This window comes from Thalassospira sp. MCCC 1A02491 (genome assembly GCF_001613785.1).
Taxonomy (GTDB): Bacteria; Pseudomonadota; Alphaproteobacteria; order Rhodospirillales; family Thalassospiraceae; genus Thalassospira; species Thalassospira povalilytica.
In genome coordinates this window covers 26,150-49,964 of the sequence record NZ_LPVX01000012.1, presented here as the reverse complement: position 1 = coordinate 49,964, position 23,815 = coordinate 26,150, and the positions used below count along the sequence as shown (strand labels likewise).

Here is a 23,815-nt window from a genome sequence, read left to right as displayed (position 1 = left end):
GGCAAGGGATCTACAATCTCTGATCGTAATATCTGACCAGAGTTCGCTTACGCTTGCAATGTCCGATTTTCTGGAATGATCCTAAAGGGTTGTGCGAGGGTGTTCTTTGATATTGCGCAAAGTATTTTATTACACTTTGGGCTGGTTGCGATCTTCCATGAAATCGAGACTGACCGATGGGCTGTCAAAGAATGTATCCCACAAATGATCGACTGGCGTAACAACGCGAGCCGCATTGATGGAATGTACGGCAACTGTTTTCGTGCCTTGTGGAAAGGCCATCTCTGCCGGGATACGAACAGCCTGTCCCTTGCTATCGCTGAATACCGTTGTCTGTTTCATGGCAATCCCTCCGCTCGGATATGCAGGGTCTGAGGGCCAATATGTGCATTTTCAATCTGGTTTCAATGAGAGACCAAAATCGACGAATCACGCCATCTCAAGATCAAACACCACCAATCCCGCCAAACCACCTTCAAGCATCCCGACCAGTTGCCCGCCAAGTTTCTGATGCTCGGGATGTTCAAGATAGGCATCACGCGCGGCGGCATCATCAAAATCAATGCAGAACCCGTGGCGGAAACCCTGTTCAAGCTTTTCCGGGCTGACCGATATGCCGCCATCAAAGCCCCGCATGCCGGGGATAAGGGTGCCAAGATTGGCAAGGGCATCAAACAGGGATGTGATGTCATCCTGTTTGATGCCCGATTGGAATTTGACCAGAACGATATGGCGGATCATGACAAGACCTTTGCGAAGGTTGGCTTTGTCTGATTTCACCTCTGTTTCGTTTGGTCTGTCAACTGATGTGAACGTGATCAGCGACCATGAAGGCTTGCTGCAATGCTATCCCCGATGATCGCAATGCCAAGATCAAGTTCTTCTTCGGTAATGGTCAGCGGCGGGGCAATGCGGAACACACCGCCCATGCCCGGAAGCTTGACGATATTCATGCTAAGCCCGCGCTTGAATGCCTCACTCGCAATCGCAGCCCCCAGATCATGATCGGGCGCACCGCCATCCTTGACGATCTCCATACCCAGCATAAGCCCGCGTCCGCGCACATCGCCAACACACGAATACTGGTTTTTCAGTGCGGCCAACCCGTCAAACAGCCGTTTGCCCATGTGACCTGCGCGCGCCACAAGGTTTTCCTCGGCCACGACATCAAGAACCGTTACGCCCACGGCGGCGGGCAGGGGATCGGAAACGTGGGTGGTATAGAACAGATAGCCCTTTTCATGGGCGGCATCTTCGATTTCCGGCGTCGTCATCACAGCCGAAAGCGGCAATCCGGCCCCGATGGTTTTTGAAAGGGTGAGGATATCGGGCATCACGCCATCACGTTCAAAGGCAAACATGGTGCCGGTGCGGCCAATGCCGGTTTGGGCCTCGTCCAGGATCAAAAGCATCCCGCGCTCAACGCATTTCTGCTTGAGTGCGGCAAGATACCCTTTGGGAAGTTCCAACATCCCGCCGCTTGATAAGATCGGTTCGGCGACAAATGCCGCCAGATTGCCGGTTGATTGCGCATCAATCAGGTTAAAGGCGTCATCAAGTTCGGTCTGCCAGTCAAGCGATCCGTCAGCATTTTTAAACCGCGGACGAAACGCATTGGGGGCCGGAATGGCAAGCGATCCGACTGCCGCCGGGCCATAACCCTTGCGCCCCGCACTATAGGTCGCCGATGCCGCAACCCCGGTCATCCCGTGCCAGCTTTTGGAAAAGGCGACAATCTCGTGCTTGCCGGTCACAAGCTTTGCCATGCGAATGGCGGCTTCGTTGCTTTCCGCCCCTGTGGACAGCAAAAGCACGCGATCAAGCCCCGGCGCAAGGGCGGCCAAACGTTCGGCCAAGGTCACCACCGGGCGGGTCAACATGCCACTAAACAGATGGGCCACCGTTTCGACCTGGCGCTGCACGGTTTCGACAATTTTCGGGTGCCCGTGCCCCAAAACCGCACTCATTTGCCCGGATGTGAAATCAAGGATCGCGCGATTGTCGGCATCATATACAAACGATCCCTTGGCACGTTCAATGATGGCTGGTTCGAACGTTCCGCCATAGCGGATCAGGTGTTTTTTGGCGGCATCCCAGAATTTCGGATCGGCATTGTTTGACATGGTTGGCTCCCTGCAAGCGTGTGTCTTTGATGGATACAGGGTATCGGCTGTTGATATCTTGGTAAAATTGATAATTATGGCATTCCGGTATTGGAAAAATTGATATGCGGTGGGCAAAGCCATGCAAAACCTGCTTGATCTCAAACTGCTGACGACTTTTGTACGCGCTGCCCATTCCGGGACGCTAAGTGCAACTGCGCTTCAGGTCGGGCGCACGCAATCAACCGTCACCATGCAGATACAGCGTCTTGAAGATGCGCTGGGCCAGACGCTTTTTCATCGCAGCGGCAGTGGCGTTGCCCTGACCGGAAGCGGTGAACGGTTCCTTGGCTATGCCGAACGGATTTTGAAATTGCATGACGAGGCGGTCTTTGCCTTTTCCGACCGGGGTTTGCGCGGATCGATGGTGTTTGGCTGTCCCGAGGATTACCTGATCGCCTTTTTCCCGGCCCTGCTTAAAAGCTTCGGGACGATCTACCCGGATGTCGAGATCAGGGTGGTTTCGGCCCCGACGCCGGAGCTTCATAAAATGCTGCGCGCCCGCCAGATTGATCTGGCACTGGTCTCGGTCGCCAACCCGGACGGGGAACCTGATATCGCACGGGCCGAACAACTTGCCTGGGTCGGTGCCAAGCCGACCCTTGATCTGCATGATTTTGGTACAGGAATTGGAACCGGGATCGGAAACACTATCAGCGATGCATCGGGGGCAGGTGACAGCCCGACACCCGCCCGAACCATCCCGCTGGCCTTGCCCGCATCAAACGCCCTTGATCACAAGGCCGCGTGTGATGCAATCGAGGCAGCCGGAATTCCCTACAAGATTTCCTATGCCAGCAGCAGCCTGACCGGCCTGATCGCCGTCGCCCGTTCCGGCCTTGCCATCAGTGTGATGATGCAAAAGGCGGTGCCAAATGATCTGTATATCCTCAAGGCGCCGCTACCCGCCTTGCCCAAACTGGGCCTGAAAGTCATCGCAGGCGAGGGTACTCAAAACCCGGCTACAACCGCCTTCGCCGACCACGTCAAAAATATGCTGCCGTTTTTATAAGGGAACTGGTGTCGCGGGCTGATCAGGCCTGCAAACCCGCACAGCGTGCCGTGTTGCGGACATGGGTCTGCATTTCCTTGCGGGCGCGTTCAGGGTCATTGTCGCGCAGGGCCGCCATAATTTTGCGATGTTCGCCAATGGATTCACGCATGCGTTCCGGGTCGGTGATCGGAATCGGCTGGCGCTGGGTTTCCGTGATCTGGTCGCGCACGGTCTTGTAAAGGTCGCGCAACATACTGTTGCTGCATGCCGCAACGATGGTTCCGTGGAATTCAAGATCGGCCTCGACATTGGCAATAAGGTCCTGATCAGCCCAGCATTTTTCCATGCGATTGGTGGCGTCTTCCATCGCGTCAAACTGGGTTGCGGTCAGGCGTCCACAGGCAAGTGCGGCAATCTCGCTTTCTAGGATCATGCGGGTCTGGAAAACGTCAAAAACGCTATGGGTTTCGGAATAGCGCCAGGGGGCCATATCGCCTTCTGATTTACCGCCGCCTGCGGTGACAAAGGTGCCACGACCGGCTTCGGTCTTGATCAGGCCAAGGGTTTCAAGCGTTAAAAGGGCTTCGCGGAGCGATGCGCGACTTACCCCGAATTTCTGGGCAAATTCGCGCTGCGAGGGGATCTTTTCGCCGGGCTTCAGGGTGCCGTCCTGAATCATTCCCTGAATTTCCCGCGCCACAGATTGCGGCAATAGGGTCCTGTTGAACATTGCTCTTCCCTCGTTCCTTGTTCTTAAAGCGAATACCGCGCTGGTTGTGTGCTTGTCACGATTTTTCTCCAACCCACTTGCAACGGTTTCGGATTTATGTTTCCTTGTGGTCTAACTGGTCAGACCGGTTAGACCAGTAGTTATCAGGGATATCGAAAAACACAAGGATAATAAAATGAAGCTCTTTTCATATGTTGCGGCTTCCGTTGTCGGTGGGGTTTTTGCGATGGGTGTCGCAAGCTCGGTCAATGCTGCCGATCTGACCGTTGGTGCCAATATCGGCAACGTTCCGTGGGAATTTGAACAGGCAGATGGCACCGTGGTCGGCTTTGAAGTCGATCTGGTCAACGAAATCGCCAAGCGTCTGGGTAAAAGCGTCGAATTCGTCAATATTCCGTTCAACGGTCTGTTCCCGGCCGTTCAGTCGGGCCGCATCGATATGGCGGTTTCCTCGATCACCATCACCGACAAGCGTCTTGAGTCTGTGACCTTTGCACAGCCTTACTATGACAGTGACCAGTCTCTGACCGCGACGGCCGCAGGCGGTGTTACCGGTCTTGATGCCATGAAGGGCAAGGTTGTCGGTGTTGATACCGGCTCCACCGGGGACATGTGGGTCACCCAAAACGGCGGCGAATACGGTATTGGCGATGTGCGTCGCTACGAAGGTCTTTCGCCTGCGATGCTTGATCTGACTGCGGGCCGTATCGACGGCTATATCAGCGACATTCCGGCATTGCTTTACTACGTCAAGGACAAGCCGAACCTGAAGGTTGTTGAACGTATCACCACGGGCGAAAAATACTCGATCATGTTTAACAAGGACGCCGCGCTTGCGACCGAAGTCAATGACGTGATCACCGAACTTAAAAAAGAAGGTTTCATCGCCGGTCTGCATGAAACCTGGTTCGGCGCAACGCCGGAAGACACCACCTCGACGGTCAAAGTGCTTGATATGCCGACCCTGAAATAATCGCGCATATCGCACATCAACCCTGCCGATGATGCCCCCGATATTGGCATGCGGCTCCCGGCATTGTCGGCAGGGTGAATTTGAACTGGTGGTGAAATGGATTTATTTTCGACCTTCTTTAACATCCCCGTCCTGGTCGCCAGCCTGCCGCAATTGTTAAACGGCCTGCTTGTGACCATCGGGATTGGCGTAACAAGTATTATTGCCGGTCTGATTGGCGGGCTTTTCCTGGCTGTTTTGCGGCTTTATGCCGGACCTGTCACCAATACGTTGGTGCGCGGATATATCGATGTCTTCCGCTCGATCCCGCTTCTGGTGCTTTTGATCATTGTTTATTACGCGCTGCCTTTTGTCGGCATTCGCCTGTCGCCGTTCTTTTCGGCGGTAACGGCCCTGACACTGGTTTCTGCCGCCTATACTGCCGAAATTTTCCGCGCCGGGATCGAAGCCATCCCCAAGGGCCAGTTCGAGGCATCCGCCGCCCTTGGTCTTTCCAACCGCTATACCATGACGGATGTGATCCTGCCCCAGGCGATCCGCATCGTCATCCCGCCGCTGACCAATAACTGTATCAACGTTCTCAAGGATACCGCGCTGGCATCGGTTGTTGCCATGCCGGACCTGCTCAAACAGGCGACCCAGGCACAGGCACTTTCTGCCAACCCGACGCCACTGATCGGGGCGGCTGTGATCTATCTGATCTTGCTGTTGCCGATGGTGCGGTTCGTCGCCCGCCTTGAAAAACGTTTTAGCCGCGGGAGATCATGATGAAAGCGCCCCTGATCACAATCAAAAACCTCCGCAAGGCCTATGGCAATTTCACCGTTTTGCACGGCATTGATCTTGAAATCGCACAGGGCGAGGTCGTCTGTGTTGTCGGTCCGTCCGGTTCGGGGAAATCAACGCTGATCCGTTGCATCAACCATCTCGAACCGTTCGAAAATGACGGCGAGATCATCGTTGATGGCATTCCGGTCCGCCCCGGTCGCGATCTTGCCGATGTTCGGGCCGAAGTCGGCATGGTGTTTCAGTCCTTCAATCTGTTCCCGCACATGACCGTTTTGCGCAATGTCATGCTGGCCCCGATCCGGGTGCGCGGCATGAAAGAGGCCGACGCCGAAAAACGTGCCCGTGATCTGCTGGATCGTGTCGGTATTTCGGTTCAGGCCGAAAAATATCCCGGTCAGCTTTCTGGCGGACAGCAACAGCGCGTGGCGATTGCCCGGGCGCTCGCCATGGAACCAAAGGTGCTGTTGTTTGATGAACCGACATCGGCTTTGGATCCCGAAATGGTCGGCGAGGTGCTTGATGTGATGAAAAAGCTCGCCGGGACCGGGGTGACCATGGTCGTCGTGACCCATGAAATGGGCTTTGCGCGTCAGGTCGCTGACCGGGTCCTGTTCATGGATGGTGGCAACATCATCGAGGCCGGAACACCCACCGAAATATTTGACGCCCCCAAAGAAGAACGCACGCGGAATTTCCTCCACGCCGTTCTCGATCATTAAAAATAGAAACCATACACCCGGAGGATGCCTTTCATGGCAAACACACGCACCCTTGATATGGAATATGTCCATAGCCAGTTTCCGGCACTGTCAAACGGCTGGGCCTTTTTTGATAATGCCGGCGGGTCGCAAATTCTGACCAAGGCGCTGGACCGTATCAACAGCTTCCTGCTCAACCGCAATGTGCAGATCGGCGGCTCTTACGAGGTTTCCAAACTTGCGGCCGAGGCCCTGCTTGATGCGCGCAAAAGTGCGGCACAGCTGGTCAATGCGTCCCGGCCCGAGGAAATCATTTTCGGTGCTTCGACCACCGTTCTTTTGCAAAACCTTGCGCGCGCCATGCGCAGCCAGTTTTCCGCAGGCGATGAAATCGTTGTCACCATCGGCGATCATGAATCCAATATCGGGCCTTGGGTGGCACTGGAAGAATTCGGTGTGAATATCCGCTTTTGGGAACCTGATGCCAAAAGCGGTCGTCTTCATCTTGACGGGCTTAAGGCCGTCATGACCGATAAGACCAAGCTTGTCTGTGTGACTCATGTGTCAAACATCGTTGGCGAGGTCAATCCGGTCCGCCAGTTCGCCGATTACGCCCATGCGATGGGGGCCAAAATCTGCATTGATGCGGTGGCCTATGCGCCGCACCGTGCCGTTGATGTGCAGGCCTTTGATGCCGATTATTATGTCTTCAGCCTGTATAAAACCTATGGTCCGCACGGGGCGATGATGTACGGGAAGTATGACCTGCTTCTCGAACTTGATACGCTTTATCATTATTTCTATGGCAAGGATAAAGTCCCCGGCAAGTTGGAGCCAGGCAATCCCAGCTATGAAATGGCCTATTCGGTTTGCGGTATTGTTGATTACCTGTGCGAACTGGGCGAACGGGCTGGGGAAACCGGATCGGTGCGCGATAAAATCGTTGCCGCCTATGATGCCATCACCCATCAGGAAAATGCCCTGACCGAACGGTTGTTGTCATATCTGCGCGGGCGCAATGATTGCGTGGTGATCGGGCAGGCCGACAATCGCGACGGCACGCGCATTCCGACCATCAGTTTCCGGTTTGATAACCGCAATGCCGAAGAAGTCTGCAAGATCATTGATCGCGAAAAAATCGCCATTCGTTTTGGGGATTTCCATTCCCGTCGTCTGGTCGAATATCTGGGTCTGTCTGATAATGGCGGCGCACTGCGTGTTTCGATGGTGCATTATAACACCATCGAACAGGTCGACCGCCTGACCGCGGCCTTTGACCGGTTGCTTGATGCATCGGATCAATAAGGACCATCACCGGAAATCAGCCAACCAGCAGGGGATGTATCATGCAGTTTGACCGCATTATCAAAAACGGCACCATCGTGACCGCCAGTGATACCTATCGCGCCGATATCGGGATTACGGATGGCAGGATTTCTGCCATCGCTGCATCCCTTGACGGGGCCGATGATATTGTTGATGCCAAAGGGCTTTACGTCATGCCCGGCGGCATCGACAGCCATGTTCATATTGATCAGCCATCTGGCGATGGCATCGTCATGGCCGATAACTTCGAAAGTGGCACACGCTCGGCTGCCATTGGCGGCAATACCTCGATCCTTGCATTCTGCATGCAGGAAAAGGGCGACAGCTTGCGCCATGCTTTGGATGTCTATCACGCCAAGGCCGATGGCAATTGCCATATCGATGTGGCGTTTCACATGATCGTCACCGATCCGACGCCCTCGGTTTTGGGGCAGGAACTCCCGGCCCTGGTCGAAGACGGCTATACCTCGTTCAAGGTTTTCATGACCTATGAAAACCTGCGTCTGCGCGATGATGAAATCCTTGATACGCTTGATGCCGCACGGCGTACCGGGGCGCTCGTGCTGGTACATTGCGAAAACGAAGACGCCATTCGCTTCCTGATCGGACAGCACGAAGAAGCCGGCGAATTCTCTGCCAAATCACACGCCACCGCGCGCCCGATTGCCGCTGAACGCGAAGCCACCCATCGTGCGCTGTCACTGGCCGAAATCGTTGATACGCCGATTGTCATCGTCCATGTCTCCAACCGGCAGGCGATGGAAGAAATCGAACGCGCCCGTGTACGCGGCAGTAAGGTCGTGGGCGAAACCTGCCCGCAATATCTGATGCTGACTGCCGATGATCTGGATCAGGATGAACTCGAAGGCGCGAAATTCGTCTGCTCCCCGCCGCCACGCGACAAGGAAAGTCAGGATGCCTGCTGGGATGGTCTGGAACGCGGGGTGTTTGACCTGTTCTCGTCCGATCATTGCCCGTTCCGCTTTAACGACCCGGAAGGCAAGCTGAATGAAAAGGGCAAGAAAAGCTTCCGCTGGATCCCCAATGGCATCCCCGGTGTCGCCACCCGCCTGCCGATCCTGTTTTCCGAAGGCGTGCAAAAGGGCCGCATCGACCTGAACCGCTTTGTAGCCCTGACATCGACCAACCACGCCAAACTTTATGGCATGTACCCACAAAAGGGCACAATCGCGATTGGCTCGGACGCAGACCTTGCCCTTTGGGACCCGACCAAAAACGTCACCATCACCAACGACATCCTGCAACAGGGCTGCGATTACAGCCCTTATGAAGGCTTGGAGGTCAAAGGCTGGCCTGTCCACACCATCGTCCGCGGCAAAACTGTGGTGAAGGATGGTGAGGTCATGGGGCAAAAAGGCGATGGCAAATACCTGCCCAGACAGAAGTCGAACCTGGTTTCCAACATGGCTGGCTAGCCCTGCCAGGCTACTGAACTGATTAACAAAGAAAATGCGACGTGAAAAACGTCGCATTTTTTGTTGGTTTCGATGTCGCTTGGCGGGCTGTATCAAGCCACAAGTTTCACCAGATACTGCACCGGATGCTGCGGTTTCACGCCTTCATAGCGGTTGACCTGACAGCGGCAGGAATAGCCGGTGACCAGCATGTTTTCGGGGCCCGTCGCATCGACCTTCTTTTTCCAGCTCAGCTCATACAACTCGTGTGAGGTTTCCTGATGGCGGGTTTCGTGTCCGTAAACGCCCGCCATGCCGCAGCAGCCGGTTTTCTCTGCCGTCAGTTTAAGACCAAACGCCTCAAAGATTTTCTGCCATTTTACGCCAACATCGGGGATCGATGTCTTTTCCGTGCAGTGGGGGAACAGGCTTGCCGGGGTGTTGATGTTAACGGCGTTATCAATTTTTGGCGCGTTCAGGCGACCGTCACTGATTTCTGATGCCAGCCATTCATGGAACAGATGCACGCGGTAATCCGGTCGGTCTGAAAGGCGCTGGGCATATTCCTGGCGATAGGTCAGGGTGACGCTGGCCTCGATGCCGACCATGGCGACACCGGATTTGGCAAGGCGGCCATAAACGATATCGTTCTGTTTGGCCTGATAATCGAATTTCTTCAGGAACCCTTTGACATGCATCGCTTTGCCGTTCGGGCGATAGGGCGGCACAAACACCCGGTATCCAAGGCGTTGCAGCAAATCGACATGGGCAAGGAACACGTCGGTGTCATAATGCGTGGTAAAGCAATCCTGCAAGATAATGACCGACTTCGCCTTTTCATCAGGGCTCAGGCCATCCAGATCAGCCTGCCGGAATTTGCCAATGCCGCGCGCACGCAGGCCTGATTTAAGGCCCCGGGTGTCAAGCTTCGGCAGATCGGTCAGGCCGATGAAGCGTTTGAAAATCCACGGCATTGGCGGGATTGATTGCAGGGCATTGAACAGGCCCGGCGCGCTTGCCAGAAGCGGGGCCATATATTCAAGTTTTGCAATGACATAATCCTTCACCGGACGTTTGTAACGGGTGTGATAGGTCTCCAAAAAACGGGATTTCATTTCCGGGATATCGACCTTGACCGGGCATTGCCCTGCGCAGGCCTTGCATGACAGGCAACCGGCCATCGATTCATACACATCGTGCGAAAAATCGCGCCCGTTGATCACCGCCAAATCCTGGTTCATCGGATCGGTGCCGACCGAAAGCTGCCTGATCCATTCGCGCAGCATTCCCGCACGGCCCTTGGGCGAATGCACACGCGACCGCGTGACCTTATAGGAAGGGCACATGGCATCCATCAGATCCCAGTTAAAGCACGCCCCGTTGCCGTTACAGCGCGTCGCATTAAGGTATTCATCACGAAGGGCATCTTCGATCTGACGGTCAAGCTGCCCGCGCATCGGGGCTTCGTCGATTGCCGTGATCGGGATGTCCTTGGAATAGGGGGACGCGATCTTGCCGGGGTTTAATTGTCCTTCCGGGTCAAAGGCTTCCTTGATACGGCGCAGAACGTCATAAAGCTCCGGCCCGAAATAGATCGGGCTGTATTCGCCGCGGAACCCCTTGCCATGTTCGCCCCAGATCAAGCCGTTATAGCGCTTGGTCAATTCGGCGACCGCGTCCGATACCCGGCGCAGGCGCGCTTCGTCTTCTTCGTCGCACATATCAAGCAGCGGGCGGACATGCAGGCACCCGACATCGACATGGCCAAACATGCCGTAATCAAGGCCTTCGGCATCCAGAAGTGCGCGGAATTCGGCGATAAAATCGGCAAGGTTTTCGGGCGGGACAGCGGTATCTTCGACGAATGGTGTCGCGCGGCGTTTGCCTTCAAGATTGCCGAGCAATCCTACCGATTTGGCACGGATTGACCAGATTGCCGCGATCTGGCCGGGGTCGGTTGCCTGCACAAAGCCGATCGGGGCGTAAGCGGTATCGGGATTGCCATCAAGATAGGCGCGCAGTTCGTCCTGTTTGGCAGAGACTTCTTCGGGCGTTTCGCCAACAAATTCAACGACGTTAAAGCCGCGCGTGGCAACGGTACTGGTTTCCGTACCCAAAAGCTTGCCCAGCATGTGCCAGCTTTCATCCTGCTCGGCCAGTTTCATGACCTTGTCATCAATACTTTCAATCGCGACAGGATCAAACTTTACAAGGGCTTGCACGTGACGAAGGGCGCTATCAAAGCTGTCATAACGGACAACGGTGATCGCCTTGTGCTTGGGCAGCGGAATAACCCGGAAGGTGATTTCCTTGACCATGCCAAGGCTGCCCTCGGCCCCGGCAATCAGGAAGGAAAGGTTCATATCCCCCTGATCGGAAACGGCTTCCTTAAGGTTATAGCCTGTAAGCCCGCGGTTCATTTCCGGGAAGGTTGCCTTGATCTGATCACGACGCGGGGCGATTTCGTCATGGACCTTGCGATAAAGCGCGCCAACACGGTCGTCGCGGGACATGATTTCCTTTGCTTTATCGGCACTTAGGGCCGATGTGCGGAAATCGGTGCCGTCAATCAGAACCGTGGTCATGTCATGGATATAGTGGCTGGTTTTGCCATAAATCCGCGATCCCTTGCCCGAACTGTCCGATCCGATCATGCCGCCAACCGTGGCGCGGCTTGCGGTCGAGACGGCGGGCGGGAAGAAATAGCCATGCGGTTTCAGCCAGGCATTAAGCTGATCAAGCACCACGCCCGGTTCAACATGAACCAGTCCCTTTTCCGCATCAAAACCCAGTATGTTATTGAGATATTTGGAAGTATCGAGAATGATGGTGTTGTTCAGCGACTGGCCATTGGTGCCGGTCCCGCCGCCGCGCGGGGTGATTTTGACCTCGCTGAATTTTTCGCGACCGGCCATTTCCATGACGATATTGATGTCATCGCGGGTACGCGGCTGCAACACCGCACGCGGCATCACCTGATAGACGCTGTTGTCGGTGGCATGGATCAGGCGGGTCGGGAAATCTGCATGGATCTCGCCGCTAAATTTTCCTTCGGATTCAAGGGTTTTGAGGAAACTTAGCGTCAAACTGTCCAGCGACCGGTCCGGGGTCAGGCGGGGCAATTTGGCAATAACGCTTTTGGCGGCGGTCGCGGCGGGCATGGTGATCTCTCTGTCTGCGATCCCCCGGCTGGATGCCGGTTTGGTTCCGGGTTTGATGCCTGTTCTGATAGCAAGTCTGATACCGGACTTGATATCGGATTTCATGGCGGATCTGGCACCGGGGCGGGATCGATGTCATGGCAATTTTCCCTATTTGACCCGATCAGGATTAATTGGACAAATTGAAAATTCCGAATGATTATTAGTTTTTGCCTAATAATCCCGACTGGAAAACCATGCTGCAAAGACCGACTTGCTGACACCTCCTGGCAGAATTTTGGAATTCGGGCCTCATCGCCGGGAAACCGGAACCCGTTTTTAGCCACAGCACCATTTTATTTGTATGAGGATTTGTTTTCCGGCTGTGAAATTTGCATCGGGCATCGATCAAAGGGTGCGGATGCGCAGCCGCCATAAAGTGCCGATGTAAAGAAAAGTTTACAGCGCGTGGTGCTGTTTGGTTGAGCCGCGGTGGCGCGGTCTGTTCTGGCGTGAACCCGTCCTGGCAACGGGGGCTGGTTTGATGGTGCATGGCCTGATGGTGTTTGGCCCGGACTGGCCTGGACAGGGCATGTTTGGTTCGGTTCAGTTCGGGCAAGTTTGGTTTGGGTAGGTCGGCTCTGAGTTGGTCCGTTTCGGTGCGACCCGACCCGGCACAGCCCAGCGCGCTGGAGCTTAGTACAGGCGGCCTTTAATCGTCCGGCTGGCATGCGGACTGGGGATTTGGGTGTTTTGGGCATGGTTTCTGTGCCGGGGGCATGAGCGGAAGAGCGTGAGCCAAAGGTCTTCCGGAGCCTTGCAGAAGCGGTGCAATCGCCGGGTAGAAGTAGTGCAATCGCCGGGCAGAAGTCGTGCAGAAGCGGTGCAATAGCCAGGTGGAAGTCGTGCAGTGGCCGCGCAATAGCCGTGCAGCAGCCGGGTCGCAATTGTGCGGTGGTCGTGTTGGCGGCGTGCGGATGCAGGTGTCGTGTTGAGATCATGTTGAAGCCGCTCGGAAGCCGTTTGCAAGCTGTGCTGAAGCCGTTGGAAAGAATGCAGAAGCCGTGCTGACACTGTACTGATGTTGTCGGTGATTTGATTGGGCTGTGATGGCCGGTATTGCCAGGTCATAAATGGCCGAAAAAAGGGGAGTTTCGATGTTTTCATCGCTGAATATGCGCCATATGCGGTCCTTTGTGGCGGTGGCCGATCACGGGTCCTTTACGGCGGCGGCAGCCGTTCTTGGGGTCACCCCGCCCAGCCTGACCACCACCATTCGCCAGTTCGAGGATGTGACGGGGGCAGCGCTTTTTGATCGCACGACACGGCAAGTCACCCTGACCGATACGGGGGAGCGGTTTTTGCCGGTGGCAAAGCGCTTGATCGGTGATTTCGAGGAGGCACTTGGCGATCTTGATGCGCTGTCCAAGGGGATTGGCGGGAAAATCACCATTGCCGCGGCCCCGTCGGTCCTGACCCGGATATTGCCGGCCGTGATATCGCGTTTTGTGGTCGATCATCCCGATGCGCGATTACGGCTTGATGAAATGAATGCCGGGGAGGTCCATGCAGCCGTGGCGGCGAACGAGGCCGATTTCGGCATCGCCGGGGAGTGGGAAGCGCTGCCCGATATTGCGTTCCGGCCGCTGTTTTCCGACAGGTTCGGGGTGCTGTGCCGGGCCGATCATGCCTTTGCCAAACACCCGTTCGTGACCTGGGCGCAGTTGGCCGATCAACCCTTTGTCGGGCTGGGTCCGGAATCCGGGACATCGGCAATGATGGCCGGGGTCAGCGGCGAGCCCCGGGGGGAGGGCACGGCAAAGGCCCCGCAACATAGCGGATCGGATTTCACAAGTCCGGCCATCGAAGATGCCGCAAGGCTTGGCATCGCGGCGGCCAAAGGGGTGATGAAACAGGCCAAAAAACTGGCGCGCGCACAGAATAAACTGACCGACCAGCGCACAGAAAAAGCCGCAAAATCCGCAGTACGCGCAAGTGCGGGCGACGGAGCTTCGGCCATGCCGATCACCCTGCCGCGCCCGACGGTGGAGGCGTCCAATACCCTAACGCTGGCCGCCATGGTGGCCCAGGGGGTGGGGATCACGGTACTGCCGGAACTGGCCGCCCGGGTATCGGACATGACGCGCGACAAGGGGCTCGTCTTCGTGCCGCTGTCCGCCCCGGTCCGTCAGCGCCATATCGGCATCATCACCCGCAAAAGCAAAAGCCTGTCGCCGATTGCCAGCCTGTTCCTGCATCAGGTCCGCGAACAGGCCGCAGGCCTTGATCTGCCAGCGGCGTTGGAGTGGTATTGAGGCAAGGGATGCAGGAGGCAGCACCGATGCGAAAGGAGTGGGAGACAGATTGCCCGGTGTCGAGTACTGAGTGTCGAGTGTCGAGTGCCGAGTGCCTAGTGCCCGGTGTCGGGTCCTGAGTGCCAAGTGCCTGGTGCTGCGTACTGTGATGGGGCAGGCCCGGGCACACGCCAGTCCGCGCCGGGTGATAAGCTGGTCCTGCCAGTAATGAGTTTGCGGCAGCGGGCTCAGCGCTTCCAAATGGGCGTCAACAGAAGAAAAAATTGGCCCCTTGATGGATGAATTGCTGCGCGGGGCATCCGGGAAAGGGTGATCTTGGGCGCAGGGTGTTCCAGGCAGCTTTGCTTTGCCGCCAGCATCTTGCAGGTGCCGGTTGCCCGGGAACTGATATCCCCGGATTGGGGCAAAGGGGTAATGCAATGTGCGGCTGGCGAGCTGGTCCTAGGGCTTCGCCGCCCCGAAACGCAGGCCATCAATCATCAGTTCGAGCATGCGATGCGTGTGTTCAGCACCTTCGGTGCCGCCGACCGAGGCGAGGTTGCCGATGGCGCGGAGCAAGTCAAAGGCGTCAATATCGCCGCGGATTTCGCCGGCCCTGGCTGCTGATTGCAGGAGGGATTGCAGGGTCGGTTCGAAATTGGCGCGGAAATAGGCGGGCAGGGCGTCAAAGGCCGGATCGCCGGAATAGAGGGCGGCGGCCAGTCCCTTTTTGGTGACGATGAACTGGCAATAGCGTTTCAGCCAGTGGGTCAGGGCATCACCCGGACCATATTGGCCGGTAAAGTCGGCCGCGGCTTTGACGCAGGCATCGACTTCGCGCTTGTAAACACCAACCACAAGGTCGCTGCGTTTGGGAAAACGACGATAAAGCGTTCCGACACCAACACCGGCCCTGGCGGCGATTTCACGCACCGGCGCATCCACCCCCGAGGTCGCAAAAATCTCCTTGGCGGCTTCAAGAAGCGCGTCCTCATTGCGCAGGGCATCGGCACGGATGCTTTTTTTTTCGACGGCAGTGTCGTCGGTCATCTCATTGTTTTCCAATAGCAAAATCGGGTTTTGACGTGCGGACGGAATCGTCGCGTCAAATTTTGTGCTTGATAAACGGAACAATGTTCCATATTTGCATTCGCATAAGCGGAACGTTGATCCATTTATGAGCCCGCTTACGGGCCACAGCTTATCGGATCAATGTTCCGTTTCGGGATATATAGGTGAAACATCCGGTTTCGCCAATCGGAAAAGGATCTCAGCGATGAATAACCTGATTGATAAGGCCCGCCACATTCCGGTCAATGAAGCTGTTTCGACCATTTCGGTATGTCCGGTGATCCTGGCCGCACCCGGGCGGCCCAAACCGATCGAAATGCGGGTGACGGCCCCGGCACAGGGGCGGGATTTGCCGATTATCCTGTTGTCGCACGGGCATGGTCCGTCGCTTTATATCCCGTCCAAGGATGGCTATGGGCCGCTTGCCAATTTCTATGCCGAGCACGGCTTTGTCGTGATCCAGCCGACCCATGGCAATTCCAAAGTCGCCGGGTTTGGCGCGGACGCGCCCGGTGCACCGTTCTTTTGGCGATCGCGGGTCGAGGATTTCAAAACCATTCTCGATCATCTTGATGATATCGAACGTGCCAGCCCTATTCTGGACGGGCGACTGGATCATGATCGGGTGGCGGCGGTCGGTCATTCGCTTGGCGGGCAGACGGTGGGCATGTTGCTGGGCGCGCGGCTGAGCGACAGTGCCGACCCGGATGCGCAGGATGTCAATCTGATCGATCCACGGATCAAGGCCGGGGTTCTTTTGGCGGCACCGGGCCTGGGTGGCGACAGCCTGAGCGATCATGCGCGCCGGAACTATACCGCGCTTAATCCCGATTTTTCGCATATGACGACGCGGACATTGGTGGTGGCGGGCGATCAGGATCTCAATCCGAACCTGACCACACGCGGGGCGGCCTGGCACACCGATCCGTTCCATCATGCGCCGGGCGGGGAGTTCTTGCTGACCCTGATCGGTGGCAAACACGGGCTTGGCGGCATTGCCGGTTATGATGCCAAGGAAACCGATGACGAGGACCCGGACCGCCTTGCGATTACCCAGCGCATGACATGGGCCTATCTGCGATCCGCCCTTTATGGTGATGACCCGGCATGGACGGATGCCTGTGCGGGGCTTGCGCAACACGCAGGCGAGTTGGCGTATGTCGAGGCGAAGCAGGCCGCAACGGAACCAACCCAATCAGGAGCCGTCGCCTGATCGCAGGATCACTGCGCCGCTAAGGCAGCCTGGGCTTCCTCAAGGGCCTTTTGGGCCTTGATGCGTTCGAGCAGGGCATTTAGCAGTTCTGTCTCGCTGTTGATTTGTGCGGTGCTTTCGCTTGTCGGGTCGGGTTGGCCTTCGGCGATCGCGGCCTGCAATGCGTTGCGTGCTTCGACCTCCTGTTTTTCAAGTTTCAGGTCTTCAAGTTCGGCAGTTCGACGAAGTTCCTTGAAGGCCAAAGCATTGTCGACAGCGTCATCAAGAACACCCGCAATCTTTTCAAGGGAAGCCGTTTTTTCATCATAGCTGAATGTTTCCAGCATGCCCTTGTCTGAAAATGTCGCGGCCAGAACATTATCCTGCCCGACGCCATTCTTAAGCGGCAAGACGGCAAGGACGCCAAGTTGCGGCACGTCTAGATACTCGTTCAAAAGCAGGCTGCTTTCGGGGATGCTGCCGCATCCGGCATTTATGGCTGAACCTGACATGCAGGAACGCAGATAGGCCTTCGCCGGAATCCGGTAGTACACACCCTGTCTGTCAGAGCTGCAATCCCAACTCCCGTCACTGCAATTTCCGGCGGTTGGGCCGGTGCTTGTTACCTTTGATATTTCGGTGAGGACAGCAAGCTGTTCAGGCAGTTCAGCAAGGGACGTTGTGGTCACTTGTGCCTTCAAACCGTCGTTTGCCAGCGTGAATGAACCATCCCTCAAAAGCTTGGAAATCGGTGGCGCAGGCATGCGGGTTCGGGTTGACGTCTCGGTTCCTTGTTTCGGCCACGTGTCAGAAACCTTGATCGTCAAGGCAGCGTCTATTTTTGCCAGCAGTTTTTGAGTTCCAGCCAGTGCCTTTTCCGCAGCCAGGCTGTCTTTCAAAGCGGTTTCAAGCGCCTGGACGGCCTGATCGCTGGGTTTGGCAGATGCTTCTACAACCGCACGTGCTTTTTCAAGTGCCTGTGTTTTAACAAGTAATGTTGCCGTTTCTGTCTGTTGCTTGCTGCTGGTTGAGCTCCGCTTGATCATTAGTTGCTCTGCGTAGGGAGTGCATATGACACCGCCAACGTCTGTAGACTTGGTTTTGTCTAATGGCATAGCGCCTGAAAAACCGGAGGCCAGCTGGACGATTTTGAAGCCGGTTTTGATCGCAGACTTTGCAACTTCGGTGGTGCGATCCGTGACGCCTGCATTGATGCTTTTGAGTGTGCCGTTTTCGTGCAAATCCACTTTCAAAGTCGAGGTTTTGGTCGGACCTGACATGTCTTCATAGTTCAGGATATAGAGCCGGTCCGGGTCGGGGGTTATGTTTTCCTTTGCGGTCTGTTTGATTTCAAAATCCGGCGCAAGAAGAATATTTCCAGCTTCTAATGGAATGTCGGCAATCGAGGGATCGGGGCAGCCCGTTATACGGAAGCTTGTTTCGAGCTCGTATTGCACCATTGGAAGGCTATAAAGAACGCCCCCTTGCAGTGCTTCTTTTCCGTCGTCGCTTACCAGACCTGATTTTAGCTCGGTGCAACCAGTGATGGTCGCGAGGCCCAGGAAGGCCGGAAGCATATATTTGAAGTGCTGTCGACCCATGAGAGCCCCCTTTGCCGTCTGTTGCAATATTATATTAGTAACTTATGATGGTAAATTTATCAACCTAGGATTGTTATGGACGTTCGTCGCAGGAGAGAAACTGGCAATTTGTGCCGGCTGCGACATATCATGATTGCGGGTTGTGTGATGTCAGGCAGGAGGCGGTATGAGTGCGAAGGGCGCGGATACGGGGACGGAAACCGAAACCGAAACCGAAAAGGGGGCTGATGCCGGGGGTGATGGTGCCAGTGCGGGCAAAAAGCCGCGCAAAAATATCAGTCTTGCCCTTCAGGGGGGCGGGTCGCACGGGGCGTTTACATGGGGCGTTCTGGACCGGTTGCTTGAGGATGAGGAACTGAGCATCGAGGCGATTTCGGGGACCTCGGCCGGGGCGATGAATGCCGCTGTGGTGACGTCGGGGGTTGCCAGGGGCGGGTATGAAGGCGCACGGGCCGATCTTGAAACCTTCTGGCGGGCGGTGTCCGAAGCCGCGCGGTTCAGCCCGCTGCAACGCAGCCCGATTGATATTCTGTTTGGCAACTGGTCGCTTGAAAACTCGCTGGCCTATATGTGGCTTGATATGAGTGCCAAGATGTTTTCTCCCTATGACCTTAACCCAACCGGCGACAATCCATTGGCCGCGATCCTGACAGAGGTCGTGGATTTCAAGGCGTTGAACAGTAGCCCGGCCAAGCTGTTTATCACCGCCACCAATGTTGAAACCGGGCAGGGGCGGGTATTTCGCAATCCCGATATCACGGTTGATGTGTTGCTGGCATCGGCCTGTTTGCCAACGATCTACAAGGCGGTCGAGATTGATGGCGTGCCCTATTGGGATGGCGGTTATACCGGCAATCCGAGCCTTGGTCCGCTGGTGCTGGAATGCGGGTCCGATGACACGGTTCTGGTGCAGATCAATCCGGTCCGGCGGCCGGGGGTGCCCAAAACGTCACGTGAAATTGCCAACCGGCTTAATGAGGTTTCATTTAACAGCAGCCTGATGAAAGAGCTGCGGATGATTTCGATCCTGCGTAAGGATGCGCCCGAACATATGTGCGAAGCCGCCAAATGGGGGGCGATGCGCATGCATTGTATTGCCAGTGAAGATATGCTCGATCTTGATCATTCCTCGAAACTCAATGCGGAATGGAGCTTCATGACCATGTTGCGCGATCTCGGGCGGGAGGCGGCAAGCGCGTTTCTGAGCCGCCATCGCCGCGATATCGGTGTCAGGCCGTCGCTTGATCTTGATCTGTTTGCGCCCGATTATACGTCCTGAGACCCTCTGTTGGGCGATTGCACATTGCGCGTGCGGGGCGTAGGCTTGTTTGTCTGCACCAGATACATGGCGCCCGGAGATTGGCAGTCCAGAGAAGGAATCCAGAGAAGGCCGTCCAGAGACGGCAGTCCAAAGACAAACCGCCCGATAGAACCAACAAAGTGCGACCGGAAATGTCCAAAACCGAATTTGAAAAAATGCAGGCAGGGGAATGGTATAGCTGCCTTGATCAGGAGCTTTCGGCCCTGCGCCGTCGTGCGCTTGAAGCCTGTCACGAGCATAGCGTTCTGTCCCCGGCAGAACGCGGCAATATCGGGCCGTCCTTGCGTGCCCTGTTTGCTGCCTGTGCCGATGATGTGCGGATCGAAGCACGGTTTCATTGTGCCTATGGCATCAATATCCATCTTGGGCGGGATGTGTTTTTGAATGTCGGTTGCGTGATCCTTGATACCGCACCGGTCCATATCGGCGATCATTCGATGCTGGGCCCCAATGTGCAGATTTACTGTGCGGACCATCATCGTGATCCGCAATTGCGCAAGGAACATCTTGAAGTCGGAAAGCCGGTGACGATCGGGGAAAATGTCTGGATCGGCGGCGGAGCGATCATTCTGCCGGGCATTACCATCGGCAATGATGCGATTGTCGGGGCCGGATCGGTGGTGACCCGCGATGTTGCGCCGGGCACCACGGTTGTCGGGAATCCGGCACGGGCCATCGGGTGATCTTCGGATCGTTTTGACTTTTTCCAAAAAAAAGCGGCAGCCAGAAGGGGGTGAGGACCGGCCGCCGCAAGTTTGCAGTATGAGGGAAAGATCGAATTCAGGCGATATCGTCAGACATCGGGCGGCGTTTGCGCCCGGTAAACATGGCGCGGATCAGGTTTTCGTGATGGCGCAGGCTTGCCAGCAGCACACCGCCAATATGCAGCAGCACAAGCGCAAGCAGGCCGTTGGCCAGAAATTCATGGATATGTTCGACAGCATCAGAGCCCCAGAAGGCATCGGTGGTATAAAGCCAGCCGGTAAAGGCGCAGCCACCCATGGCAAGCAGCAGGGCGATGATCATGGCCGCCCCGGCCGGATTATGGCCGATATAGCGGTGTTCACGACCGCGCGCGATATCGCCGAGATAGCCAAGTGTGGTTGCCGGGCCTTTGATGAACTGGGCAAAGCGGGCATAGTGCGTACCGACCAATCCCCAGATAAGACGCAGCGCAATCAGGCATCCGGCAGCATAACCGGCCCAGTGATGAAGGGTATGCCATTCATCGGCCGTGATCCAGGCGATCAGGAAGCTTGTTGCCAATCCCCAGTGGAACAGGCGGATGAACGGATCCCAGACCTTGATCGACATGATGGTTCCTTTCAGACAGACAGAAAGCGTTTCCGGCGACGCGGGGGACTGTTGGCGCCGCCAGAAACACCCGGATATGGCAACAACTGACTTTGGGGATCAGTCGTCTTCGCCATCCTGTTTGACGATCACGAAAGATGCCGGATCGAAATAGGCTTCGATTTTCTTGCCGTCGCTGTCGATGGCGTAAACTTCAAAGCAGCCTTCGTCTTCCTTGATCTTGCGGACGTCCCAGCCTTCGCCGGTCAGCTTGGCCTTGAGTTCGTCGGTGGTTTTCCATTCCGATTTCGGAACCTTGCAGTAATCCTCGTCAGCAAAGGCCGCGGTCGAGGAAAGCGACGCGACCGCCCCGGCCAGAAGGGCCGTGATGGCAACGGCAAAAAGGGCGGTTGGGAAAACAGTTCTTTTCATGGGCATAATCCTTCATAACTGTGGGACGCGGATCCGGCAGAGGGAACGATGCAGGAATTCCGGCGGACGCAGGCGATGTGACGGACATTTCCGGGATGTGCCGTGTCAACGATGCGCCGAACAGGAACAAGAATGACGGTGTTTCCTGACAGCCAACTGAAGGCGCCATGTGCGTTGTTCAGGTTGCTGTCAGGACAGGGGCATAGCCAGACGGTTTGGTTCAATAACGGTCTGGTGCAGATATCGTGGATGGAAAATCGTTGCGAATTCTTCTGGTTGAAGACGAGATCATGCTGGGCGAGGCAGTGCGCGATCATTTGCTGGCCAGTGGCGAGGCGGTGGATCACAGCGAAAATGTCACCGATGCCGAGATCATGATGCGCACCACCAATTATGATGTGCTGTTGCTTGATCTTAATTTGCCAGATGGCAGCGGGCTTGATCTTTTGCGCGGGCTCAGGCGGCGCGGATCGGCCATTCCCTGTATCATTCTGACCGCCCAGGATCAGATTTCCGACCGGATTGCCGGGCTGAATGCCGGGGCGGATGATTATCTGGTCAAGCCGTTTGATCTGAATGAATTATCGGCCCGTCTGGCCGCGGTTGCGCGGCGTTATAGCGGCAATCCCAATCCGTTTGTCACCCTTGATGGCGGGGTCGAGGTTGACCTTGCCGGGCGGACCGTTCTGGTGGACGGGGTGCAGACCGATCTGACATCGCGCGAATGGGCGTTGCTTGACCAGATGGTGCGCCGCCCCGGTCAGACATTGTCAAAACGCCAGCTTGAAGAAGCGCTTTATGAATTCGGGGCGGAAATTGAAAGCAATACGGTTGAAGTCTATGTCAGCCGGGTGCGCCGAAAGCTTGGGCGCGATGTGATCAAGACCGTGCGCGGTGTGGGTTATCGGGTATAGGGCGGGGCCGGCATGATGAAAATCAAGCAGCAAAACAGCCTGCAATTCATCCTGACCAAGCGGCTGACGATCATTGTCGCACTGTGCTGGATCGCAGGCTCGGTTCTTGCGGCCTATAGCATGTATCACGAACTCGAAGAGGCCGCCGATACCGGGCTTGTTGAAACCGCGCGGCGGGGTTCGACCCTTATGCGGTTTTATTTTGATGCCCATTGGGACGGATCATCCATGGTGGTGATGCCGCCCCCGGCCGATCAAATGGCAAGCACCGATAATGACGGGGACGAGGAAAATGTCGCCGATTATCTGCTTTATCAGTTGCGGGCGGCTAACGGGGATGTGTTGTTGCGATCGCATAATGCCATGGCCGCACCGTTTGCCGCCCCGGTGGCGGTCGGGTTTTATCAGGATGACGATTTCCGGATTTATACCGCCCGCAGTGGCGACGGGCAGCTTTACATGCAGGTGGCAGAGCCGCTTGAGCATCGCCACGAGGCAATCCTTGAAAGTGTGGCGGCGCAGTTTTTGCCGATTGCGCTTCTGATCCCGACGGTGATTATCGGGATTATCCTTGGCGTGCGTCAGGGGCTTAGGCCGGTACAGCGGGTGCGCGACGAGATCGAGGCGCGCGGCGAAGGCAACCTGACGCCGATTGAACAGGAAGAAGCCCCCGAAGAAATCACCACCATCGTATCGGCGGTCAACAGCCTGATGGGCAAGCTTGAGGCGGCGCTGAATGTCGAGCGCAGTTTTACCGCCAACAGCGCCCATGAATTGCGCACCCCGATTGCCGCAGCCCTGGCACAGACCCAGCGGCTTGTGCTTGAACTGCCCGAAGGTCATGAAAGCCGCAAGCGCGCCCTTCAGACCGAGGCATCGCTTAAACGGTTGTCGCGGCTGGCCGAAAAGCTTTTGCAGCTGGCGCGGGCCGAAGCGGGCGGCGGCTTTAGCCCGACCGGGCATGACCAGAAGCTTGGATCGACGCTTTTGCTGGTGATTGATGATCTGATGCGTGCGGGAATTTATGGCGGTGATATCGTCTATGACAGCGATGCGGTGGCAACGCTTGAGGCCAATATCGATCATGATGCCTTTGCCATCTGTTTGCGCAATCTGATTGAAAATGCGCTCAGACACGGGGCAAAGGACCAGGCGGTCGAGATTACGGTCACAGACCGCCACATCATCCGGGTGGCCAATGGCGGACCGGCGATCGCGGCGGGCAATCTTGATGATCTTAAAACCCGGTTCAAACGGTCCCATAACAGCGGGGACGGGGCGGGGCTTGGACTTGCGATCGTTGATGCGATCGTGCGCAATACACGGTCCGAGCTGAACCTTTATTCGCCGCGTCCGGGCAAGACGGACGGTTTCATGGCGGAATTGATCCTGCATCAAAGCTGAACGCAAAAAGGCCGCCCGAAGGTGGCCTTTGCGTCATTGGTATCGTGATATCCGTGATAAGCGCGA

General features: G+C 56.2%; 21 protein-coding genes. 12 read left to right on the top strand and 9 right to left on the bottom strand.

The window, feature by feature from the left end; genetic code table 11:
• Positions 1-129 precede the first annotated feature (129 nt).
• The 3 genes from vapB to AUQ42_RS05400 all read right to left on the bottom strand — a co-directional run bounded on the left by vapB (position 130) and on the right by AUQ42_RS05400 (position 2,123).
• Positions 130-342 (bottom strand): type II toxin-antitoxin system VapB family antitoxin, encoded by a 213-nt coding sequence (vapB, locus tag AUQ42_RS05410; protein WP_068518081.1) that lies wholly within the window; start codon positions 340-342, stop codon positions 130-132.
• Between the two features lie 87 nt (positions 343-429).
• Positions 430-780, bottom strand: coding sequence for a Dabb family protein (locus AUQ42_RS05405; RefSeq protein WP_231856690.1), 351 nt, complete (start codon positions 778-780; stop codon positions 430-432).
• Between the two features lie 38 nt (positions 781-818).
• Positions 819-2,123: an aspartate aminotransferase family protein gene (locus AUQ42_RS05400; protein ID WP_068518080.1), complete on the bottom strand. Its 1,305-nt coding sequence runs from the start codon at positions 2,121-2,123 to the stop codon at positions 819-821.
• A 121-nt stretch (positions 2,124-2,244) separates the two neighbouring features.
• Between AUQ42_RS05400 and AUQ42_RS05395 the strand changes: the two genes are divergently transcribed.
• Positions 2,245-3,174, top strand: coding sequence for a LysR family transcriptional regulator (locus tag AUQ42_RS05395; RefSeq protein WP_068518280.1), 930 nt, complete (start codon positions 2,245-2,247; stop codon positions 3,172-3,174).
• Positions 3,175-3,196: 22 nt separating this feature from the next.
• Here the strand turns inward: AUQ42_RS05395 and AUQ42_RS05390 are convergent, their stop codons facing one another.
• The gene (locus AUQ42_RS05390) at positions 3,197-3,886 is read right to left on the bottom strand and encodes a FadR/GntR family transcriptional regulator (RefSeq protein ID WP_068518079.1); all 690 of its coding nucleotides are present in this window, start codon (positions 3,884-3,886) and stop codon (positions 3,197-3,199) included.
• Between the two features lie 175 nt (positions 3,887-4,061).
• Here AUQ42_RS05390 and AUQ42_RS05385 point away from each other — a divergent pair, with 175 nt between their 5' ends.
• The 5 genes from AUQ42_RS05385 (at position 4,062) to hydA (ending at position 9,108) form a co-directional block, all read left to right on the top strand.
• Positions 4,062-4,859: an ABC transporter substrate-binding protein gene (locus AUQ42_RS05385; RefSeq protein ID WP_068518078.1), complete on the top strand. Its 798-nt coding sequence runs from the start codon at positions 4,062-4,064 to the stop codon at positions 4,857-4,859.
• 96 nt (positions 4,860-4,955) lie between these two features.
• Complete coding sequence (locus AUQ42_RS05380; protein WP_068518077.1) at positions 4,956-5,627, top strand: amino acid ABC transporter permease; 672 nt, start codon at positions 4,956-4,958, stop codon at positions 5,625-5,627.
• Between the two features lie 11 nt (positions 5,628-5,638).
• On the top strand, positions 5,639-6,367 hold the full coding sequence (locus AUQ42_RS05375) for an amino acid ABC transporter ATP-binding protein (RefSeq protein WP_231856698.1): 729 nt from the start codon (positions 5,639-5,641) through the stop codon (positions 6,365-6,367).
• Between the two features lie 33 nt (positions 6,368-6,400).
• A complete protein-coding gene (locus tag AUQ42_RS05370) occupies positions 6,401-7,651 on the top strand; it encodes a cysteine desulfurase-like protein (protein WP_068518076.1) in 1,251 nt (416 codons plus the stop codon).
• Positions 7,652-7,692: 41 nt separating this feature from the next.
• Entirely contained in the window at positions 7,693-9,108 is a 1,416-nt protein-coding gene (gene hydA / locus AUQ42_RS05365; RefSeq protein ID WP_068518075.1) for a dihydropyrimidinase, read from the top strand.
• A gap of 92 nt (positions 9,109-9,200) precedes the next feature.
• Here the strand turns inward: hydA and AUQ42_RS05360 are convergent, their stop codons facing one another.
• Complete coding sequence (locus AUQ42_RS05360) at positions 9,201-12,248, bottom strand: FAD-binding and (Fe-S)-binding domain-containing protein (RefSeq protein ID WP_068518278.1); 3,048 nt, start codon at positions 12,246-12,248, stop codon at positions 9,201-9,203.
• Positions 12,249-13,384: 1,136 nt separating this feature from the next.
• Here AUQ42_RS05360 and AUQ42_RS05355 point away from each other — a divergent pair.
• Entirely contained in the window at positions 13,385-14,542 is a 1,158-nt protein-coding gene (locus tag AUQ42_RS05355) for a LysR family transcriptional regulator (RefSeq protein WP_068518074.1), read from the top strand.
• A gap of 441 nt (positions 14,543-14,983) precedes the next feature.
• On the opposite strand, the gene AUQ42_RS05350 is transcribed toward AUQ42_RS05355, so the two are convergent.
• Positions 14,984-15,571 (bottom strand): TetR/AcrR family transcriptional regulator, encoded by a 588-nt coding sequence (locus AUQ42_RS05350; RefSeq protein WP_068518073.1) that lies wholly within the window; start codon positions 15,569-15,571, stop codon positions 14,984-14,986.
• A gap of 226 nt (positions 15,572-15,797) precedes the next feature.
• On the opposite strand from AUQ42_RS05350, the gene AUQ42_RS05345 reads away from it, so the two are divergent.
• A complete protein-coding gene (locus AUQ42_RS05345) occupies positions 15,798-16,805 on the top strand; it encodes an alpha/beta fold hydrolase (protein ID WP_068518072.1) in 1,008 nt (335 codons plus the stop codon).
• An 8-nt stretch (positions 16,806-16,813) separates the two neighbouring features.
• Here the strand turns inward: AUQ42_RS05345 and AUQ42_RS05340 are convergent, their stop codons facing one another.
• On the bottom strand, positions 16,814-18,385 hold the full coding sequence (locus AUQ42_RS05340; RefSeq protein WP_068518071.1) for a hypothetical protein: 1,572 nt from the start codon (positions 18,383-18,385) through the stop codon (positions 16,814-16,816).
• A 166-nt stretch (positions 18,386-18,551) separates the two neighbouring features.
• On the opposite strand from AUQ42_RS05340, the gene AUQ42_RS05335 reads away from it, so the two are divergent.
• Both AUQ42_RS05335 and AUQ42_RS05330 read left to right on the top strand, forming a co-directional pair.
• Positions 18,552-19,664: a patatin-like phospholipase family protein gene (locus AUQ42_RS05335; RefSeq protein ID WP_082817748.1), complete on the top strand. Its 1,113-nt coding sequence runs from the start codon at positions 18,552-18,554 to the stop codon at positions 19,662-19,664.
• 173 nt (positions 19,665-19,837) lie between these two features.
• Positions 19,838-20,389 carry a sugar O-acetyltransferase gene (locus tag AUQ42_RS05330; RefSeq protein ID WP_068518070.1) on the top strand — a complete coding sequence of 184 codons (552 nt, stop codon included), beginning with the start codon at positions 19,838-19,840 and terminating at the stop codon, positions 20,387-20,389.
• A 97-nt stretch (positions 20,390-20,486) separates the two neighbouring features.
• Here the strand turns inward: AUQ42_RS05330 and AUQ42_RS05325 are convergent, their stop codons facing one another.
• Both AUQ42_RS05325 and AUQ42_RS05320 read right to left on the bottom strand, forming a co-directional pair.
• On the bottom strand, positions 20,487-21,020 hold the full coding sequence (locus AUQ42_RS05325) for a cytochrome b/b6 domain-containing protein (RefSeq protein ID WP_068518069.1): 534 nt from the start codon (positions 21,018-21,020) through the stop codon (positions 20,487-20,489).
• Between the two features lie 99 nt (positions 21,021-21,119).
• Positions 21,120-21,431: a PepSY domain-containing protein gene (locus AUQ42_RS05320; RefSeq protein ID WP_068518068.1), complete on the bottom strand. Its 312-nt coding sequence runs from the start codon at positions 21,429-21,431 to the stop codon at positions 21,120-21,122.
• A 260-nt stretch (positions 21,432-21,691) separates the two neighbouring features.
• Here AUQ42_RS05320 and AUQ42_RS05315 point away from each other — a divergent pair, with 260 nt between their 5' ends.
• Positions 21,692-22,345 (top strand): response regulator transcription factor, encoded by a 654-nt coding sequence (locus AUQ42_RS05315; RefSeq protein ID WP_068518067.1) that lies wholly within the window; start codon positions 21,692-21,694, stop codon positions 22,343-22,345.
• A gap of 12 nt (positions 22,346-22,357) precedes the next feature.
• On the top strand, positions 22,358-23,749 hold the full coding sequence (locus AUQ42_RS05310) for an ATP-binding protein (RefSeq protein WP_231856688.1): 1,392 nt from the start codon (positions 22,358-22,360) through the stop codon (positions 23,747-23,749).
• Positions 23,750-23,815: the final 66 nt, after the last annotated feature.

Coding starts and splice junctions, on each gene's coding strand:
- AUQ42_RS05380 (WP_068518077.1), top strand. CDS start 4,956: ATGGATTTATTTTCGACCTTCTTTAACATCCCCGTCCTGGTCGCCAGC.
- AUQ42_RS05400 (WP_068518080.1), bottom strand. CDS start 2,123: ATGTCAAACAATGCCGATCCGAAATTCTGGGATGCCGCCAAAAAACAC.
- AUQ42_RS05345 (WP_068518072.1), top strand. CDS start 15,798: ATGAATAACCTGATTGATAAGGCCCGCCACATTCCGGTCAATGAAGCT.
- vapB (WP_068518081.1), bottom strand. CDS start 342: ATGAAACAGACAACGGTATTCAGCGATAGCAAGGGACAGGCTGTTCGT.
- AUQ42_RS05360 (WP_068518278.1), bottom strand. CDS start 12,248: ATGCCCGCCGCGACCGCCGCCAAAAGCGTTATTGCCAAATTGCCCCGC.
- AUQ42_RS05395 (WP_068518280.1), top strand. CDS start 2,245: ATGCAAAACCTGCTTGATCTCAAACTGCTGACGACTTTTGTACGCGCT.
- AUQ42_RS05355 (WP_068518074.1), top strand. CDS start 13,385: ATGTTTTCATCGCTGAATATGCGCCATATGCGGTCCTTTGTGGCGGTG.
- AUQ42_RS05340 (WP_068518071.1), bottom strand. CDS start 18,385: ATGGGTCGACAGCACTTCAAATATATGCTTCCGGCCTTCCTGGGCCTC.
- AUQ42_RS05370 (WP_068518076.1), top strand. CDS start 6,401: ATGGCAAACACACGCACCCTTGATATGGAATATGTCCATAGCCAGTTT.
- AUQ42_RS05330 (WP_068518070.1), top strand. CDS start 19,838: ATGTCCAAAACCGAATTTGAAAAAATGCAGGCAGGGGAATGGTATAGC.
- AUQ42_RS05325 (WP_068518069.1), bottom strand. CDS start 21,020: ATGTCGATCAAGGTCTGGGATCCGTTCATCCGCCTGTTCCACTGGGGA.
- AUQ42_RS05335 (WP_082817748.1), top strand. CDS start 18,552: ATGAGTGCGAAGGGCGCGGATACGGGGACGGAAACCGAAACCGAAACC.
- AUQ42_RS05350 (WP_068518073.1), bottom strand. CDS start 15,571: ATGACCGACGACACTGCCGTCGAAAAAAAAAGCATCCGTGCCGATGCC.
- AUQ42_RS05390 (WP_068518079.1), bottom strand. CDS start 3,886: ATGTTCAACAGGACCCTATTGCCGCAATCTGTGGCGCGGGAAATTCAG.
- hydA (WP_068518075.1), top strand. CDS start 7,693: ATGCAGTTTGACCGCATTATCAAAAACGGCACCATCGTGACCGCCAGT.
- AUQ42_RS05310 (WP_231856688.1), top strand. CDS start 22,358: ATGATGAAAATCAAGCAGCAAAACAGCCTGCAATTCATCCTGACCAAG.
- AUQ42_RS05385 (WP_068518078.1), top strand. CDS start 4,062: ATGAAGCTCTTTTCATATGTTGCGGCTTCCGTTGTCGGTGGGGTTTTT.
- AUQ42_RS05320 (WP_068518068.1), bottom strand. CDS start 21,431: ATGAAAAGAACTGTTTTCCCAACCGCCCTTTTTGCCGTTGCCATCACG.